Source organism: Streptomyces sp. B5E4, assembly GCF_039871555.1.
Classification (GTDB): Bacteria; Actinomycetota; Actinomycetes; order Streptomycetales; family Streptomycetaceae; genus Streptomyces.
Window position 1 is genome coordinate 106,201 of record NZ_JBDPMI010000010.1, and the last position, 15,981, is coordinate 122,181.

Sequence of the window (15,981 nt, forward strand, 5' to 3'; positions counted from 1 at the left end):
GCCCGGCCCGTCCCCGGTCAGCCGACGGAGGTGGGTACGGACTCCGCCGCGGTCCCGCCCGCCGTGCGCTGACGTACCGTCAGCCGGTGCGCGGGGTCGCGTACCTCGCCGACCAGCAGTTCCAGCACGTCCTCCAGGGCCACCAGACCCAGCACCCGACCCGGCGCCGCCGGGTCGGCCACCGCCGCCAGGTGGGAGGCGCCGCGCCGCATCGCGGCCAGCGCGTCGTCCAGCGGCAGCTCCGGGCGCAGCACGGTCATCGGCCGGAACAGGTGTGCGGGCACGGCCCGTTCGTGCTCGTCCAGGGCGAGGACGTCCTTCACGTGCAGATAGCCGAGATACGTGGGGCCGCCGGCGCCGGCGCCGTCGGCGCCGCGCACCGGGAAGCGCGAGTAGCCCGTGCGTACCGTCAGCTCCTCGACCTGCCGCGGGGTGGCGGAGGCGGCGACGGCGACCATCGACCCGGGGTCGAGCAGCACGTCGGTCACCGGCCGCGAGCCGAGGCCCAGCGCGTCGTTGAGCCGGCGCTGCTCGCCGTCGCCGAGCAGACCGGCCTCGCGGGAGTCGGCGACCAGGTCGGTCAGTTGCTCGGTGGTGTAGACGCTGGTGAGCGCGGAGCGGGGCTCCACCCGGACGAGCCGCAGCAGGTGCCGGGCCAGGGCGCCGAGCAGGGCCGTGACCGGTCGGCACAGCCGGGCGAAGGCGACGAGCGCGGGCGCGAGCCACAGCGCAGCGGCGGCGGGGGCGGCCAGCGCCAGGTTCTTGGGGACCATCTCGCCGACGACGAGGTGGAGGCAGACGACGACGGCCAGCGAGACGGCGTAGCCGAGCGGGTGGATGAGGCCGTGGGGCACGTGGGCGGCGTGGAAGACGGGCTCCAGCAGCGAGGCGATGGCGGGTTCGGCCAGCGCGCCGAGGGTCAGCGAGCAGACGGTGATGCCGAACTGCGCGGCGGCCATCATCTGCGGCAGGTGCTCCAGCCCGTGGAGCACCCGGCGGGCCCGTGCGGAACCGGCGGCGGCGTACGGCTCGATCTGGCTGCGGCGTACGGAGACGAGGGCGAACTCGGCGCCGACGAAGAACCCGTTGGCCAGCACCAGCAGGGCGGCGAAGGCCAGTTGGAGCGCGCTCACGCGGCTCTCCCCTCCACCCCGCCCGGGCCCGCCGCGGCGGGCACCGGGGGCGCGTCGTCCGCGGTACGCACCAGCCGTACCAGCGCCGCCCGGTGGTGGTCGACGTGCCGTACGGCGAGTCGCCAGCCGGGCAGCGCCGCTGTGTCCCCGGCCGCCGGAATCCGGCCCAGCAGCGTCGCGACGAGCCCCGCCACCGTTTCGTACGGACCCTCCGGCGCGGTCAGCCCGATCCGGCGCAGCGCGTCGAGGCGGCAGCCGCCGTCGGCGTCCCACGCCGGGCGGCCGTCGGCGGCGGACGCGGCCCGCAGGTCGGGGACGCCGTCGACCTCCCGGTCGTGCTCGTCGCGGACCTCGCCGACCAGTTCCTCGACGATGTCCTCCAGCGTCACGACGCCCGCGGTGCCGCCGTACTCGTCGACGACCACGGCTATCGGCTGCCCGCCGCGCAGCTTCTCCAGCAGGGGCTGGGCCGGCAGCGTCCCCGGCACCAGCAGCGGCGGCACGGCGATCCGCGCGACGGACGTGCGTGTGCGGCGGGCGGCGGGCACCGCGAGGGCGTCCTTGAGGTGGACCATGCCGGTGACCTCGTCCAGCCGGTCGGCGTAGACGGGGAAGCGGGACAGGCCGGTGGCGCGGGTGAGGTTGAGGACGTCCGCGGCGGTGGCGGAGGACTGCAGCGCCACCACCCGTACCCGCGGGGTCATCACGTGCTGCGCGGTCAGCTCGCCGAGCGAGAGGGTACGTACGAACAGGTCGGCGGCGTCCGGCTCGATCATCCCGGCCTGCGCCGAGCTGCGCGCCAGCGACCCCAGCTCCGTGGGCGTACGGGCCGACGCCAGCTCCTCGGCCGGCTCGACGCCCAGCAGCCGCACCAGCCGGTTGGCGGCGGTGTTGAGCAGCGCGATGAGCGGGCGGAAGAAGCGCGAGAACGCGGTCTGCGGCCCGGCGACGAAGCGGGCGACGGCCAGCGGCCGGGAGACGGCCCAGTTCTTCGGCACCAGCTCGCCGAGGACCATCTGCGCCGCGGAGGCGAGCAGCACCCCGGCGGCCAGCGCCGTGCCGGGCACCGCGCCCGCGGGCAGCCCCGCGGCGGTCAGCGGGCCGCGCAGCAGCCGGCCGAGCGCGGGCTCGGCGAGCATGCCGACGACCAGGGAGGTGAGGGTGATCCCGAGCTGCGTGCCGGAGAGCTGGAACGACAACTGCCGCAGCGCGGCCACGACGCGGGCGGCGCGCCGGTCGCCGGCCGCGGCGGCCCGCTCCGCCTGCGGGCGCTCCACCGCGACGAGCCCGAACTCGGCCGCCACGAAGAAGCCGTTGGCCAGGATCAGCAGGAACGCGAGGCCCAGCAGGGCCAGTGCGGTGATCATCGGGCCGCCTCCGCGCGGGAAGCGGCGCCGGTCCTGCAGGAGGATCCGTCCATCGCCCTGGGGGGCTCACTCCTCGGGTCGCCGGGTGACCCGGTGCGCGCGGCTCCGGGAGGGCCCCTCGGGTGCCCTGGGCACCAGAGTAGACACGACTCGGGGGCGCGGGGCAGAGTCAGGCGCCGGACGCGCCCGTGCCGCGCTCCGCGGCCAGCCCGGCGAGTGCCCGCGCGTCCTGCTCGGCCTGCTCCCTGGCGATGCCCGGCTGGATGCCCATCACCGGCAGGCTCGTGCCGTCGGCGAGGTCCAGGGAGACCCAGGGATCGCCGGGCCCCAGGTTGACCCGGATGATCTCGGCCCACGCAAGGTGCCGGCGGTGGGTCAGGTTGGTCACGGTGACGCCGTCGTCGTCCGCGACCACGTGCGGCCGGCCGAGCAGCAGCAGGCCGCCGAGGAAGAGCAGCCCGACGACGAAGAAGCTGATCCGCTCCCCCACGTTCAGGCTCAGCGTCAGGCCGATCGCAGCGAGCGTGGCGAAGATGACCAGACCGGCGGTGACGAGCACCACCCGGGTGCGGTGTGGCCGGAAGGTGACCGGCAGCTCGGCGGCGCTCACAGGCGGCAGGCGTGGATCGTGGTGGTGAGGATGGCGCGTGCCCCCAGCTCGTACAGCTCGTCCATGATCCGCTGGGCGTCCGCGGTGGGCACCATCGAGCGGACGGCGACCCACCCCTCGTGGTGCAGCGGCGAGACGGTGGGCGACTCCAGGCCCGGGGTCAGGGCCACCGCCTGTTCCAGGTACTCGGCGCGGATGTCGTAGTCCATCATCACGTACCGGCGGGCGACGAGGACGCCCTGCATACGGCGCAGGAACTGCCGTACCTTCGGCTCCTCCCGCGGCGAGCCGGTGCCGCGGATGACGATCGCCTCGGAGGTGAGGATCGGCTCGTCGATGATCTCCAGACCGGCCTGCCGCAGCGTCGTGCCGGTCTCGACGACGTCGGCGATGATCTCGGCGACGCCGAGCTTGATCGCGGTCTCCACGGCGCCGTCGAGGTGGACGACGTCGGCGTCCACGCCGTTGTCCGCCAGGTGCTTGGCGACCAGCCCGGAGAAGGACGTGGCCACGGTCATCCCGCCGAAGTCCGCGACGCCCGCGGCGGTGCCGGGGCGGGTGGCGTAGCGGAAGGTGGAGGCGCCGAAGCCGAGCTGCATGATCTCCTCGGCGCCGGCGCCGGAGTCGAGCAGCAGGTCCCGCCCGGTGATGCCGATGTCCAGGCGGCCGGAGCCGACGTAGACGGCGATGTCGCGGGGGCGCAGGAAGAAGAACTCGACGTCGTTGTCGGCGTCGGTGAGCACCAGCTCGTGACGGTCCGTGCGCTGCCGGTAGCCGGCCTCATGGAGCATCGCCGACGCAGGCTCGGCGAGGGAACCCTTGTTGGGGACGGCGATGCGCAGCATGGTCGTGGCTCTTCCTGTTCTGCCGGGTCGGCTGACGGGTGCGTACGGGGGTCAGAGGTGGGCGTAGACGTCGTCCAGGGAGATGCCCCGGGCGACCATCATCACCTGCAGGTGGTAGAGGAGTTGGGAGATCTCCTCCGCGGTGCGGTCCTCGCCCTCGTGCTCGGCGGCCATCCAGACCTCCGCAGCCTCCTCGACGACCTTCTTGCCGATGGCGTGCACGCCCTGCTCGACGAGCTGGGCTGTGCGGGAGGTGGCGGGGTCGCCGGTGGCGGCCTTCTGGCTGAGCTCGGCGAAGAGCTCCTCGAATGTCTTGCTGGCCATGGTGGGCCCAAGTCTACGGGGTCCGCGCGGGCGCTCAGCGCCAGGGCTCCGCGACGGTGCGCAGCGCCGCGGCGGTGGCCACGGCGGCGGTGGCCGCCTCGTGGCCCTTGTCCTCCACCGAGTCCGCGAGCCCGGCGCGGGCGAGCGCCTGCTCCTCGGTGTCGCAGGTCAGCACGCCGAAGCCGACGGGCACGCCGGTCTCCACGCCGACCCGGGTCAGGCCCTCGGTGACGCCCTGGCATACGTAGTCGAAGTGCGGGGTGCCGCCGCGGATGACGACGCCGAGGGCGACGACGGCGTCGTAGCCGCGGTCGGCCATCACCTTGACGGCCACCGGCAGCTCGAAGCTGCCGGGCACGCGCAGCAGGGTGGGCTCGGCGATGCCCAGCTCGCCGAGGGCGCGCAGGGCGCCGTCGACGAGCCCGTCCATCACCTGCTCGTGCCAGAGCGCGGCGACGACGGCGACCCGCAGGTCCTCGCAGTTCTTCACGGTCAGTTCGGGTGCGCCCTTGCCGCTCACGGCTCTCCTCGTTCGCTGTGCTCTACGGATGTGCGGGGTGTTCGGGAAACGGTGTCGCTACGGGGTCACTGGTTGCTGCACACCGCGACGGGCGCGCCGTCCAGCCACGGGAGCTGGTGGCCCATGCGGTCGCGCTTGGTGCGCAGGTAGCGCAGGTTGTGCTCGCCGGCCTCGACGGGAGTGGGCTCGCGCCCGGTGACGGCCAGGCCGTGCCGGAGCAGGGCGTCGACCTTCTCCGGGTTGTTGGTCATCAGCCGCACCGAGGTGACGCCGAGGTCGGCGAGCATACGGGCGCCGGCGGCGTAGTCGCGGGCGTCGGCGGGCAGGCCCAGCTCCAGGTTGGCGTCGAGGGTGTCGCGGCCGCGCTCCTGCAGCTCGTACGCGCGCAGCTTGGACAGCAGGCCGATGCCGCGGCCCTCGTGGCCGCGCAGGTAGATCACGACGCCGCGGCCCTCGGCGGCCACGCGGCGCAGCGAGGCGTGGAGCTGCGGGCCGCAGTCGCAGCGCTGGGAGCCGAAGACGTCGCCGGTCAGGCACTCGGAGTGGAGGCGTACGAGCACCCCCTCGTCGGGGTCGTCCCCGCTGACGTCGCCCATGACCAGGGCGATGTGCTCGACGCCGTCGGCCGCCGAGCGGTAGCCGTACGCGGTGAAGTCGCCGTACGCGGTGGGCAGCCGGGTCTCGGCCTCGCGGCGTACGGCGGGGACGTCCGCGGACGTGGCGGGGGCCGGGCCCGCGGGGACCTCGGCGCCGGCCGGGGCGGGCTCGGTGGCGCGGCGGTACGCGATGAGGTCGGCGATGGAGATGATCGCGAAGCCGTGCCTGCGGGCGAACGGCACGAGCTGCGGCAGCCGCAGCATCTCGCCGTCCTCGCCGGCGATCTCCACGATCGCCGCGGCCGGCCGCAGCCCGGCGAGCCGGGCCAGGTCCACGCCCGCCTCGGTGTGCCCGTCGCGGACGAGCACGCCGCCCTCGCGGGCGCGCAGCGGGAAGATGTGCCCGGGGCGGACGAAGTCCGTGGCGACGGCAGCGGGATCGGTGAGCAGCCGGATCGTGGTCGCCCGGTCCGAGGCGGAGATGCCGGTGCTGACGCCGTGGGCGGCGGAGGCGTCCACGGTGACGGTGAAGGCGGTGCGCATCGACTCGGTGTTCCGCTGGACCATCTGCGGGATGCCGAGCCGGTCCAGCGCCTCACCCGTCATCGGCATGCAGATCATGCCGCTGCACTCGCGCATCATGAACGCCACGGTGGCGGGCGTGATCAGCTCGGCGGCGACGACGAGGTCGCCCTCGTTCTCGCGGTCCTCGTCGTCCACGACGACCACGGGCCGGCCGGCGGCGATCTCCTCTATCGCGCGCTCGACGGGGTCGAGGCGGAGATCCTCCACGTCCTCGGCGGGCTGCCAGGTCGTAAGGGCGGTCATGCGGCGGCTCCTTCCAGTGCCTCCGGCCGCCCGGTGGCGGGCGGGACGGTGCGGCGGCTCGCGGTCCACCAGGCGCGCAGGCCGAGGAGGACGACGACGCCGTAGACGACGTACACGAGGGCGGAGAACTTCAGGTCGCTGGAGTACGCGAGGGGCACGCCGACCGCGTCGACCGCGAGCCAGGCGAACCAGAACTCGACCCAGCCGCGGGCCATGGCGACCATGGCGGCGACGGAGCCGGTGAACAGGTAGGCGTCCGGCCAGGGGTTCCAGGACAGCGACGGGACGGCGAGGAAGAGCAGGGCGACGGCGGTGGTGCCGGCCGCGGTGGCGGCGACGAGCCAGGCGCGCTCGGTCCAAGTGGCGAACCGCACCCGGATCGCGCCGCTTTCGCGCCGGCCGCGCGTCCACTGCGCCCAGCCCCACAACGAGACGCCGACGACCAGCAGTTGCTTGCCGACGCCGCCGGTGAGGCCGGCGGAGGCGTATGCGACGACGAGCACCGCGCCGGAGAGCAACTGGGCCGGCCAGACCGCCACGGAGCGGCGCCAGCCGAGGGCGAGGGCCCCCAGGCCCAGCACGTTGCCGGTCATGTCGGCCCACTTGAGGTCCTCGCCGAAGACCGAGAAGGCCACGCCGTTCAGCGAGTCCAGGGCGCTCACTCCCGTGCTCCGCCCGCGCGGGCGGCGTGCGGGGCGAGCAGCCGCTCGACGTACTTGGCGACGACGTCGACCTCCAGGTTGACCGTGTCCCCCGGCTGTTTGAGGCCGAGGGTGGTCAGCGCGAGCGTCGTGGGGATGAGGCTGATCGTGAAGAAGTCGGAGCCGGCGGTCACGACGGTGAGGCTGACGCCGTCGACGGTGATGGAGCCCTTCTCCACGACGTAGCGGGCGAGGTCGGCCGGCAGCGAGACGGTGACGACCTCCCAGTTGTCGGAGGCCTTACGGGCCGAGATCTCGCCGGTGCCGTCCACGTGGCCCTGCACCAGGTGGCCGCCGAGGCGCCCGCCGACGGCGGTGGGGCGCTCCAGGTTGACCCGGTCGCCGGGGCCGAGGCCGCCGAGGCTGGAGCGGTCCAGCGTCTCGGCCATCACGTCGGCGGTGAACTCCGCGCCCTCGTGGTCGACGACGGTCAGGCACACGCCGTTGACGGCGATGGAGTCGCCGTGCCGGGCGCCCTCGGTGACGACGGGGCCGCGGACCCGGAAGCGGGCGGCGTCGGGCAGCTCTTCGACGGCGACGACCTCGCCGAGCTCTTCAACGATTCCGGTGAACAACGTCAGCTCTCCTTGGTGGCGGGCGGCTCGGGCGCGGGACCCGGCACGGCGGTCAGCCGCAGGTCGGGGCCGAGGTGATCGACGGCGGTCACATCGAGGCGCAACGCCTCGCCGATCGTCCCGATTCCGGCGTCGGCGAGCGCGGCCGGCCCGGCGCCCAGCAGGACGGGGGCGAGGTAGCAGACGACCCGGTCGACGACGCCGGCGGCGAGGAACGCCCCGGCCAGGGCCGGGCCGCCCTCCAGCAGTACGGAGCGCACGTCCCGCCCGTACAGCGCGGCGAGCAGCGCGGCGACGTCGAGCCCGCGGCCGCCGGCGGCGCGCGGCAGGCGCACGACGTCGGCGCGGCGGCCGGCGCGGGCCGCGGCGGCGTCGAGGACGGCGGTGAGTCCGCCGGCGGCGGCGTCGGCGGCCACCGCGACGAGGGTGGGGGCGGCGCCGTCGAGGATCCGGGCGCCGGGGGTGAGCGCGGTGCCCTCGGTGTCGGCGACGACGCGCAGCGGCTGGGTGACGCCGGCCTCGGCGCGGGGGCCGCGGACGGCGAGCTGCGGGTCGTCGGCGCGCAGGGTGCCGGAGCCGACGACGACGGCGTCGGCCTCGGCGCGCAGCCGGTGGACGTCGGCGCGGGCGGCCGGCGAGGTGATCCAGCGGCTGGTGCCGTCGGCGGCGGCGCTGCGGCCGTCGAGGGTGGCGGCGTACTTCCACAGCACGTAGGGGCGGCCGCGGAGCACGGAGGTCAGCCACGGCTCGTTCCCGGCGGCGGCCTCGTCGGCGAGCAGGCCGCCCTCGGCCTCGATGCCGGCGGCGGCGAGCGCGGCGGCTCCGCCACCGGCCGCGGGGGTGGGGTCGGCGACGGCGTAGACGACGCGGGCGATACCGGCGGCGGCCAGCGCGCGGACGCAGGGGCCGGTGCGGCCGGTGTGGCTGCAGGGTTCGAGGGTGACGACGGCGGTGCCGCCGCGGGCCCGCTCCCCCGCGTCGGCCAGCGCGGCGACCTCGGCGTGCGGGCCGCCGGCGCGGGCGTGGTGGCCCTCTCCCGCCGGGTGTCCGGCGGCGTCGAGGATCACGCAGCCGACGACGGGGTTGGGGCTGGTGTCGCCGAGCGCCCGGGAGGCGAGCGCGATGGCGCGGCGCATGGCCTGCGCTTCGGCTGGGGTGGCCACCCGGGTCCTCCTGCCTCGTCGGGCACGGACTCCGGGGCCTGTCTTCACGACAGTCACGGAACGCGATCACCGGAGCGCCCGCCGGGAAACGGGTGGACCGCCCGGAAAGGGGCGGGCCGCCGCCGGCGGCGCACCTGTGGCATCCCGCCGCGCACTGCCTCCCATCCGGACTTTCACCGTCGGTCCAGGAATTTCACCTGGTCAACCGGCCGCTGGCAGCGGCCGGGTCGCGGACTTTAACCGCCGGTTCGGATTTTCACCGACCCCGGAGTGCGCGTACGTCACTGGTACGCCTTCAGTCTGCCACGCCCCGGCAGCGGTCAACCCGCCGGATCCTGTGGGCTGGATCACCTCCGCGCGGGCCGGGGCGGTCCCGGCGGGGCGGCGGGCACCACTCGTACGAGGGGTGCGCGGGGCCCCGCCCGGCCGGGTGATGGCCGCGCGGTCCCCCGGCTGCCAGGGTGACCGCCATGACGTCTGTGCAGGACACGGCGGCCTCATGCGCCCTCGGCGCCGCCGCGGAACGGATGCGCGCGCTGACGTGCGAGCTGCCACGGCACGACGGGGTGGCGGTCTTCGCCTCGGTCTATCTCGCGGTGACCGACGAGGTACGGCTGCACCTGGCGGCCGGCGGCTTCGCCGACCGGACCGCGGCCGCCGGACTCGCCGCGGACTTCGCCGGCCGGTTCCTGGACGCGGTGGACGACGCCGCGGCGGGCCGCCGGCCGCCGGCGTGCTGGCGCCCGCTGTTCGAGGCCCGCCGCCATCGCGGCGTCCACACCCTGCAGTTCGCGCTCGCCGGCATCAACGCCCACATCGGCTACGACCTCCCGCTCGCCGTCGTCGCCAGCTGCCGGGCGCTGGGGCGCGAACCGGAGGACGTCGAGGGCGACTACGAGCGGGTGGGCGAGCTGCTGGTACGGCTGGAGGAACGGATCCGCGAGCAGCTCATGCCGGGGCCCGACCTGCTGGACGTGGCGGATCCGCTCACCCACCTCGCGGGGGCGTGGAGCCTGGAGCGGGCCAGGGACGCGGCGTGGGCGGCGGCCCGGGTGCTGTGGCGGCTGCGCGGACTGCCGGAGGTGATCGAGGAGTTCGGCGAGCGGCTGGATCAGTCGGTGGGGCTGGTCTCGCGCTGTCTGCTGGTGCCGCTGGGCTGCCGGTCCGGCGACTGAGCCGGGCGGCCGGCCCGTAGCGTGGTGTTGCGCCCCTGCCGTACGGACCGGGTGCCCGTCGCCGGCCGCGTCAGTCCTCCGGCAGTTCCACCGGGGCGATGGCGTCGAAGACGTCGCCGGGACCGGGGTTGGCCGGGTCGGTGGCGCCGCCGAAGTGCCGCATCACGCCCCACACCGCGTTGAGCGCGGTCTGCACCGCGCCCTCGGCCCAGCCCGCCGTCCATGAGATGTCGTCGCCGGCCAGGAAGAGCCCGCGCTTGCCCGCCGGCAGCGCCTCCTGCATGAAGTGGGTGAACAGCCGCCGCTGATAGCGGTAGTGGCCGGGCAGGTTGGCCTTGAAGGCGCCCATGAAGTACGGCTCGTCCTCCCAGGAGACCGTCACCGGCGGGCCGATGACGTGCTTCCTGATGTCGACGCCCGGGTAGATCTCGCCGAGCGACTTCAGCATGACCTCCATCCGCTCCTCGGCCGGCAGCGGCAGCCACTTCAGGCTGTCGTCGCACCAGGTGTACGACAGGCAGATCGCCGCCGGCCGGTCCGGGCCGTCGTCGAGGAGGTAGGTGCCGCGCGTCATGCGGTCGGTGAGCGTCATGGACATCACGTCGCGCCCGGTCGGCCGCCCCTGGTCGTCGACGGCCCGGTCCAGCCAGAACGGCCGGTCCACGGGCACGAAGAGCTTGGACGAGGCCATGTAGTGGGTGCGTTCGACGGCGGTCCAGTGGTCGATGGGCAGCAGCTCGTCGGCGCAGTCGATCTTCGACAGCAGCATCCACGACTGGGCGGTGAAGACAGCGGCCCGGTAGGTGCGTACGTCGCCAAAGGCGTCCGTGACGGTGATCCGCTCGCCGTCGGCGCGCGCGAGCCGGGTGACCGCCGGGCGGGGGTCGCCGCCGGGGTGCAGGGCGGCGAGCGAGGTGCCCTGCGCCCAGTGCACGAGCTTGCCCGGTGCGCGGTCCCACAGCCGCAGCGGGAGCTGCCGGCTGCCGCCGACGATGCCGTGGTGGTCGTCGTCGGCCTCGGTGTAGACGACGCGCAGGATCTCCAGGATCGAGTTGGGGAAGTCGGTGTCCCAGCCGCCGGTGCCGAAGCCGACCTGGCCGAAGATCTCCCGGTGCCGGAAGGAGCGGAAGGCCGCGGAGTCGCACAGGAAGCCGTAGAACGTCTGGTTGTCGAGCCGTTCGACCAGGGCGGCCCACAGCTCGCGGATGCGCGGGACGTCGCGCTCTCGGATGGCGCGGTTCATGGCGCTGAAGTCCGCGCCCTCCTCCAGGCAGTCGGCCCAGGCGGCGGCGACGTCGCGGAAGACCTGCGGCAGGTCGTCGACGGTGCGGGCGTAGTGCGACTCGCCCTTGAGGTCGACCACGGTCGAAGGGGTGCCGGGCGCCAGCGGGTTGGGGAACGGGCGGGTCGTCAGGCCCGCGAGGTCGATGTAGTGCCGCAGCGCCGTGGACGACGGCGGGAAGCGCATCGCGCCCATCTCGGCGGTCAGCGCGGGGTCGCAGCCGGGGAACGTCTCGGTACGCAGCCGGCCGCCGATCCGGTCCGCCTCGTAGACCACCGGCTTCAGGCCCATCTTCATCAGCTCGTACGCGGCGACGAGACCGGAGAGCCCGCCGCCGATCACGGCGACCTCGGTGCCGTGCTCCGTCGCCGGTATCTGGCCGAGCCCGGCGGGGTGGCCGAGGTAGTCGTCGTACGCGAAGGGGAAGTCGGGGCCGAACATCGTGATCGGCCGCCGGTCGGTCTCCTCCCCCGCGGGGTGGACGGCGGTGGGCACGGTGGACGTCATCGGGTGGGGCTCCTCGGGCGTGCGGGCAGGGCGGCGCGCGGCCGCCGCCGGGGCGTGCGGGGGTACGGGTCTGCGGGTGCTGCGGCTACGGGTGCGGGGACCTCGGCGGGGGCGTCAGGCGTACAACTCGGGCCTCAGGTCCGCGAGATAGGTGTTGTCCCGGCGGGCGGCGGCGATCCGGGCCGGGTCGACGTCGGCGAGCACGAGGTTTTCGCCGTCGTGCCCGGCACGGGCGCGGACCGTGCCGTCGGGTGCGGCCAGGCCGCTCAGCCCGGCGAAGTGGTACTCGCCCTCGGCGCCGACGCGGTTGACGTACGCGACGTAGAGCTGGCTCTCGTAGGCGCGCGCGGGGACCAGGGTGCGGGCCACGAACTCGTACGGGCGCATCAGCGCGGTGGGCACGAGCAGCAGCTCCGTGCCGGCCAGGGCGTGCGCCCGCACCGGCTCGGGGAACTCCACGTCGTAGCAGACCAGGATGCCGACGCGGATGCCGTCGACGTCGGCCTGCACCACGGGGGTGTCGCCGGGGGTGAAGAACTTGCGCTCGAAGTCGCCGAAGAGGTGCGTCTTGCGGTAGTTGGCCAGCGGATAGCCGTACGGGCTGACGAGCTGCACGGCGTTGTACACGTCGTCGCCGTCCCGCTCCGGGTAGCCGTAGGCGATGGACAGGCCGTGGTCGGCGGCGATGCCGGCGACGGCGCGGGCACCGGGCCCGTCGGCCGGCTCTGCGCGGCCCGCGGGGTCGGTGGCGTACCCGCTGAGGAACAGCTCGGAGGCGACGAGCAGCCGGGCGCCCCCGGCGGCGGCGGTCCTGGCGGCTTCCTCCAGCGCGGCGAGGCCCTCCCGTCTGCTCGGGGGCACCCCGGCCGGCCCCTGGAGCAGGGCGATGCGCAGCGGCGCCATGGATAACCTCGCAGGGGAGTGGGTTGGGTCCGTTTCCCCCGACGGTACGTCCTGCGCGAGGCCCGGAACAAGGCCCGTCGATTGCGTCCGACCAGGCGATTCGTTGCGTGTCGGCGCGCTTGTGCGGTGATCCGTTGCGTGGTGGAGGGCGCGGCTCACAGCGGTGGATCGGGGGCGTAGCGGCGGACGAGCGGGGAGAGGACGAGGACCGATCTGGTGCGCTCGACGAAGGGCTCGCCGGCGATCCGTTCCAGCACGTCCTCGAAGTGGCGCATGTCGGTGGCGAAGATCTGCACGATGGCGTCGGCGTCGCCGGTGACCGTGGAGGCGGCGGCCACCTCGGCGTAGCGCGACATCGCGCGGCGGATGTCGCCGGGGCCGGTGTTGGAGCGGCAGTACAGCTCGACGTAGCCCTCGGTGGCCCAGCCGAGTGCGGCGGGGTCGACCCGTACGGTGAAGCCGGTGATGGCACCCGCGGCGCGCAGCCTGTCCACGCGCCGCTTGACCGCGGGCGCGGACAGGCCGACCTCGGCGCCGATGTCGGCGTAGGTGCGGCGGGCGTCCTCGGCGAGGGCGCGCACGATCCGCTCGTCCAGCTCGTCGAGTCGCATGTCCGCAGTACACCACGGCCGGCCGGGCGGCTCCCCCGGCGGCCGGCGCGGTGCCCTTGCTCGTGCCGGGCCCTACTGCCAGCTCGCGTGCAGCGGCTGGCCCTCGGCGTACCCCGCGGCGCTCTGCACGCCGACCACGGCCCGCTCGTGGAACTCCTCCAGCGTCGCCGCCCCGGCGTAGGTGCACGCGCTGCGCACGCCCGCGACGACGGCGTCGATGACGTCCTCGACGCCCGGCCGCGCCGGGTCCAGGAACATCCGCGAGGTGGAGATGCCCTCCTCGAAGAGCCCCTTGCGGGCGCGGTCGTACGCGGACTCCTCGACCGTGCGGCCGCGTACGGCGCGTGCCGAGGCCATCCCGAAGCTCTCCTTGTACAGCCGCCCGTCCGCGGTCTGCTGCAGGTCGCCCGGGGACTCGTAGGTGCCGGCGAACCAGGAGCCGATCATGACGTTGGAGGCGCCCGCGGCCAGCGCCATGGCGACGTCGCGGGGGTGCCGCACGCCGCCGTCGGCCCACACGTGCTTGCCGAGCCGGCGCGCCTCGGCGGCGCACTCCAGCACGGCGGAGAACTGCGGGCGGCCGACGCCGGTCATCATGCGGGTGGTGCACATCGCGCCGGGCCCGACGCCGACCTTGACGATGTCGGCGCCCGCCTCGACGAGGTCGCGTACGCCCTCGGCGGCGACGATGTTGCCCGCCACCACCGGCACCTCGGGGCTCAGGGCACGGACGGCGCGCAGCGCGTGGATCATCTGCTCCTGGTGGCCGTGCGCGGTGTCCACGACGAGGGTGTCGATGCCCGCGTCGAGGAGCTGCTCGGCGCGGCCCGCGACGTCGCCGTTGATGCCGGCGGCGGCGGCGATGCGCAGCCTGCCGCGGGCGTCGGTGGCGGGGGTGTAGAGGGTGGCCCGCAGGGCGCCCTTGCGGGTGAGCAGGCCGACGAGCCGCCCGTCGGGGCCGACGGCGGGGGCGAGCCTGCGGTGGGCGGCGTCCAGCCGGTTGAACGCCTCGCGCGGGTCGATGTCCGCGTCGAGGGTCAGCAGGTCGCGGGACATGACCTCGGAGAGCTGGGTGAAGCGGTCCACGCCGTTCAGGTCGGCCTCGGTGACGACGCCCACCGGGCGGCCGTCCTCGACGACGACGGCGGCGCCGTGCGCCCGCTTGGGCAGCAGGGCCAGCGCGTCGGCGACGGTGGAGTGGGGGCCGAGCACGATGGGGGTGTCGAGCACCAGGTCACGCTGCTTGACCCAGGAGACGACCTCCGTGACGACGTCGAGGGGGATGTCCTGCGGGATGACCACGAGCCCGCCGCGGCGGGCCACGGTCTCGGCCATCCGGCGGCCGGCGATGGCCGTCATGTTGGCGACCACGAGCGGGATGGTGGTGCCGGTGCCGTCGGCGGAGGACAGGTCCACGGCCTGGCGGGAGCCCACACCGGAGCGGCGGGGGACCATGAACACGTCGTCGTACGTCAGGTCGTACGGGGCGGGAGAGTCATTCAGGAAACGCACGTACTTGAGTGTCCCACGTGGCCGCGGTATCGCCCCCCGGACGGATCGTCCGGGCCTGCGGCGGTGAGCCGTGCGATCACACGAACGCGGCGGTGCGGCCCTAAGCCGCAGGTGCAGAAGAGTCGTCCGCGGGTACCCCGGACCCATGCATACCGACGCGCACACACGCGCTTCCGGCACAGCCGCCGACACCGCGGTCACCGCCGGCCTGCTCCCCTTCCTCCTCGGCCTCGTCGTGGTCGCCGTGCTGATCGGCGCGGTGTGGCTCGGCATCCGGATACGGTCCCGTGAGCCCGCCCCGCCGCGCCCCGAGGAGCAGCCGCGGCCGCCGGCGTCCGGCCCGGTCGGCCGGGTCACGGAGGAGCGCGAACCCGCGGAGCTGCCCCGGGACGGGCGCCGGCTGACCCCGCACCGGCTCCGGGGCCACGGCAACTCCGGCACCCGGCCCGCCAGGCACCGGCAGCACCGCCGCTGAGGCGGGGGCACTCCGCCCGCCGGCACCGCGCCCGGTCCCGGACGATGGCAATCGGGCGGATCTTCCCGCGCGGGGGCGTGAAGCGGGGTGCGGCGGGGCACCCGCCCCCTTGACCGCTACGGAAACACGCGCAAGCCCCGTCACGGGAGGACGACATGTCGACGCAGCCGAGCCGGGTGCCGGCAGCGAACGCCGGGACCCGCCCGGTCCCGGCGGCGGACCGGGAGCCCGACCCCGTACCGCCGATGCCGCCGCCGACGCCCCCGGCACCGCCCGGTCCTGGCCCGGACCCGCGCCCCGGGCCCGGACCGGGCCCCGGGCCCCGACCCGTACCGCAGCCGCCGCCCGAGCCGGATCCGATCCCCCGGCCGCCCGGCCCCGACCCGGTGCCGGAGCCGAACCCGCAGCCGGGCCCCGTGGGCTGAGAGCAGAGGGGCGGCAGGTCACGGTGAAGGAGGCGATCCAGGTGGCCGTTTCGGCCGACGAACTCGATCGTGAGGCCCTCGTCCGCTACATCGAGGACGGTTTCGTCTGCGCGCAGGCGTGCGCCGAGTGTGCGACGGCGTGCCTGCAGCCCGCAGGGGCGGCGGAGCCGGGCGCGGTGCAGCGGCTGGACCTGCGGTGCGCGGACGTGTGCGAGCAGACCGCCCGGATGCTCTCGCAGCACGGCCGCTACGACGCGCCGGGGCTGCGGGCGCAGGTCGAGCTGTGCGCCGCGACATGCGCGGCGTGTGCCGAGGACTACGAGCGGCTGGCCGCCGAAGCGCCGGGGGCGGCGGAGCGGGCGGCGGCGTGCCGCCGCTGCGAACAGGCGTGCCACGACTTCCTGGTGAACCTCGCCTGAAGCCGCGGGC

17 protein-coding genes and 1 riboswitch are annotated in these 15,981 nt (G+C 74.9%); of the genes, 3 read left to right on the forward strand and 14 right to left on the reverse strand.

Features of this window, described 5'->3' with window-relative positions:
- Positions 1–17 precede the first annotated feature (17 nt).
- From ABGA99_RS15935 to ribD, 10 genes are all read right to left on the reverse strand, one after another.
- On the reverse strand, positions 18–1,133 hold the full coding sequence (locus ABGA99_RS15935; protein ID WP_347582862.1) for a CNNM domain-containing protein: 1,116 nt from the start codon (positions 1,131–1,133) through the stop codon (positions 18–20).
- On the reverse strand, positions 1,130–2,500 hold the full coding sequence (locus ABGA99_RS15940; RefSeq protein WP_347579851.1) for a hemolysin family protein: 1,371 nt from the start codon (positions 2,498–2,500) through the stop codon (positions 1,130–1,132). The genes ABGA99_RS15935 and ABGA99_RS15940 overlap by 4 nt, the downstream gene beginning before the upstream one ends.
- 169 nt (positions 2,501–2,669) lie before the next feature.
- Complete coding sequence (locus tag ABGA99_RS15945) at positions 2,670–3,110, reverse strand: PH domain-containing protein (RefSeq protein WP_347579852.1); 441 nt, start codon at positions 3,108–3,110, stop codon at positions 2,670–2,672.
- The gene (gene hisG / locus ABGA99_RS15950; protein WP_347579853.1) at positions 3,107–3,955 is read right to left on the reverse strand and encodes an ATP phosphoribosyltransferase; all 849 of its coding nucleotides are present in this window, start codon (positions 3,953–3,955) and stop codon (positions 3,107–3,109) included. Before hisG ends, ABGA99_RS15945 begins: the two co-directional genes overlap by 4 nt.
- A gap of 51 nt (positions 3,956–4,006) precedes the next feature.
- On the reverse strand, positions 4,007–4,279 hold the full coding sequence (locus ABGA99_RS15955) for a phosphoribosyl-ATP diphosphatase (RefSeq protein WP_347579854.1): 273 nt from the start codon (positions 4,277–4,279) through the stop codon (positions 4,007–4,009).
- Positions 4,280–4,313: 34 nt separating this feature from the next.
- Positions 4,314–4,799, reverse strand: coding sequence for a 6,7-dimethyl-8-ribityllumazine synthase (ribH, locus tag ABGA99_RS15960; protein ID WP_347579855.1), 486 nt, complete (start codon positions 4,797–4,799; stop codon positions 4,314–4,316).
- 65 nt (positions 4,800–4,864) lie between these two features.
- The gene (locus ABGA99_RS15965; protein ID WP_347579856.1) at positions 4,865–6,223 is read right to left on the reverse strand and encodes a bifunctional 3,4-dihydroxy-2-butanone-4-phosphate synthase/GTP cyclohydrolase II; all 1,359 of its coding nucleotides are present in this window, start codon (positions 6,221–6,223) and stop codon (positions 4,865–4,867) included.
- Entirely contained in the window at positions 6,220–6,885 is a 666-nt protein-coding gene (locus ABGA99_RS15970) for a nicotinamide mononucleotide transporter family protein (protein ID WP_347579857.1), read from the reverse strand. The genes ABGA99_RS15965 and ABGA99_RS15970 overlap by 4 nt, the downstream gene beginning before the upstream one ends.
- Positions 6,882–7,499: a riboflavin synthase gene (locus ABGA99_RS15975; protein ID WP_347579858.1), complete on the reverse strand. Its 618-nt coding sequence runs from the start codon at positions 7,497–7,499 to the stop codon at positions 6,882–6,884. The genes ABGA99_RS15970 and ABGA99_RS15975 overlap by 4 nt, the downstream gene beginning before the upstream one ends.
- A 2-nt stretch (positions 7,500–7,501) precedes the next feature.
- Complete coding sequence (gene ribD / locus ABGA99_RS15980; RefSeq protein ID WP_347579859.1) at positions 7,502–8,662, reverse strand: bifunctional diaminohydroxyphosphoribosylaminopyrimidine deaminase/5-amino-6-(5-phosphoribosylamino)uracil reductase RibD; 1,161 nt, start codon at positions 8,660–8,662, stop codon at positions 7,502–7,504.
- Positions 8,663–8,809: 147 nt separating this feature from the next.
- Positions 8,810–8,940, reverse strand: a riboswitch (FMN riboswitch).
- A 192-nt stretch (positions 8,941–9,132) separates the two neighbouring features.
- Here ribD and ABGA99_RS15985 point away from each other — a divergent pair.
- Entirely contained in the window at positions 9,133–9,837 is a 705-nt protein-coding gene (locus ABGA99_RS15985) for a DUF5995 family protein (RefSeq protein WP_347579860.1), read from the forward strand.
- A 70-nt stretch (positions 9,838–9,907) separates the two neighbouring features.
- On the opposite strand, the gene ABGA99_RS15990 is transcribed toward ABGA99_RS15985, so the two are convergent.
- The 4 genes from ABGA99_RS15990 to ABGA99_RS16005 all read right to left on the reverse strand — a co-directional run bounded on the left by ABGA99_RS15990 (position 9,908) and on the right by ABGA99_RS16005 (position 14,652).
- The gene (locus tag ABGA99_RS15990) at positions 9,908–11,626 is read right to left on the reverse strand and encodes an NAD(P)/FAD-dependent oxidoreductase (protein ID WP_347579861.1); all 1,719 of its coding nucleotides are present in this window, start codon (positions 11,624–11,626) and stop codon (positions 9,908–9,910) included.
- 114 nt (positions 11,627–11,740) lie between these two features.
- Positions 11,741–12,529 (reverse strand): carbon-nitrogen hydrolase family protein, encoded by a 789-nt coding sequence (locus ABGA99_RS15995; protein ID WP_347579862.1) that lies wholly within the window; start codon positions 12,527–12,529, stop codon positions 11,741–11,743.
- Positions 12,530–12,684: 155 nt separating this feature from the next.
- The gene (locus ABGA99_RS16000; RefSeq protein WP_347579863.1) at positions 12,685–13,140 is read right to left on the reverse strand and encodes an Lrp/AsnC family transcriptional regulator; all 456 of its coding nucleotides are present in this window, start codon (positions 13,138–13,140) and stop codon (positions 12,685–12,687) included.
- A 72-nt stretch (positions 13,141–13,212) separates the two neighbouring features.
- A complete protein-coding gene (locus tag ABGA99_RS16005; protein ID WP_347579864.1) occupies positions 13,213–14,652 on the reverse strand; it encodes a GuaB1 family IMP dehydrogenase-related protein in 1,440 nt (479 codons plus the stop codon).
- A 145-nt stretch (positions 14,653–14,797) separates the two neighbouring features.
- Here ABGA99_RS16005 and ABGA99_RS16010 point away from each other — a divergent pair, with 145 nt between their 5' ends.
- Both ABGA99_RS16010 and ABGA99_RS16015 read left to right on the forward strand, forming a co-directional pair.
- Positions 14,798–15,127 (forward strand): DUF6479 family protein, encoded by a 330-nt coding sequence (locus ABGA99_RS16010; RefSeq protein WP_347579865.1) that lies wholly within the window; start codon positions 14,798–14,800, stop codon positions 15,125–15,127.
- Between the two features lie 466 nt (positions 15,128–15,593).
- Positions 15,594–15,971: a hypothetical protein gene (locus ABGA99_RS16015; RefSeq protein ID WP_347579866.1), complete on the forward strand. Its 378-nt coding sequence runs from the start codon at positions 15,594–15,596 to the stop codon at positions 15,969–15,971.
- Positions 15,972–15,981 lie beyond the last annotated feature (10 nt).

Excerpts from the sequence above, each read along its gene's own strand:
- ABGA99_RS15990 (WP_347579861.1), bottom strand. The coding sequence starts at position 11,626 with ATGACGTCCACCGTGCCCACCGCCGTCCACCCCGCGGGGGAGGAGACC.
- ABGA99_RS16010 (WP_347579865.1), top strand. The coding sequence starts at position 14,798 with ATGCATACCGACGCGCACACACGCGCTTCCGGCACAGCCGCCGACACC.
- ABGA99_RS15965 (WP_347579856.1), bottom strand. The coding sequence starts at position 6,223 with ATGACCGCCCTTACGACCTGGCAGCCCGCCGAGGACGTGGAGGATCTC.
- hisG (WP_347579853.1), bottom strand. The coding sequence starts at position 3,955 with ATGCTGCGCATCGCCGTCCCCAACAAGGGTTCCCTCGCCGAGCCTGCG.
- ABGA99_RS15995 (WP_347579862.1), bottom strand. The coding sequence starts at position 12,529 with ATGGCGCCGCTGCGCATCGCCCTGCTCCAGGGGCCGGCCGGGGTGCCC.
- ABGA99_RS15955 (WP_347579854.1), bottom strand. The coding sequence starts at position 4,279 with ATGGCCAGCAAGACATTCGAGGAGCTCTTCGCCGAGCTCAGCCAGAAG.
- ABGA99_RS15940 (WP_347579851.1), bottom strand. The coding sequence starts at position 2,500 with ATGATCACCGCACTGGCCCTGCTGGGCCTCGCGTTCCTGCTGATCCTG.
- ABGA99_RS16000 (WP_347579863.1), bottom strand. The coding sequence starts at position 13,140 with ATGCGACTCGACGAGCTGGACGAGCGGATCGTGCGCGCCCTCGCCGAG.
- ABGA99_RS15985 (WP_347579860.1), top strand. The coding sequence starts at position 9,133 with ATGACGTCTGTGCAGGACACGGCGGCCTCATGCGCCCTCGGCGCCGCC.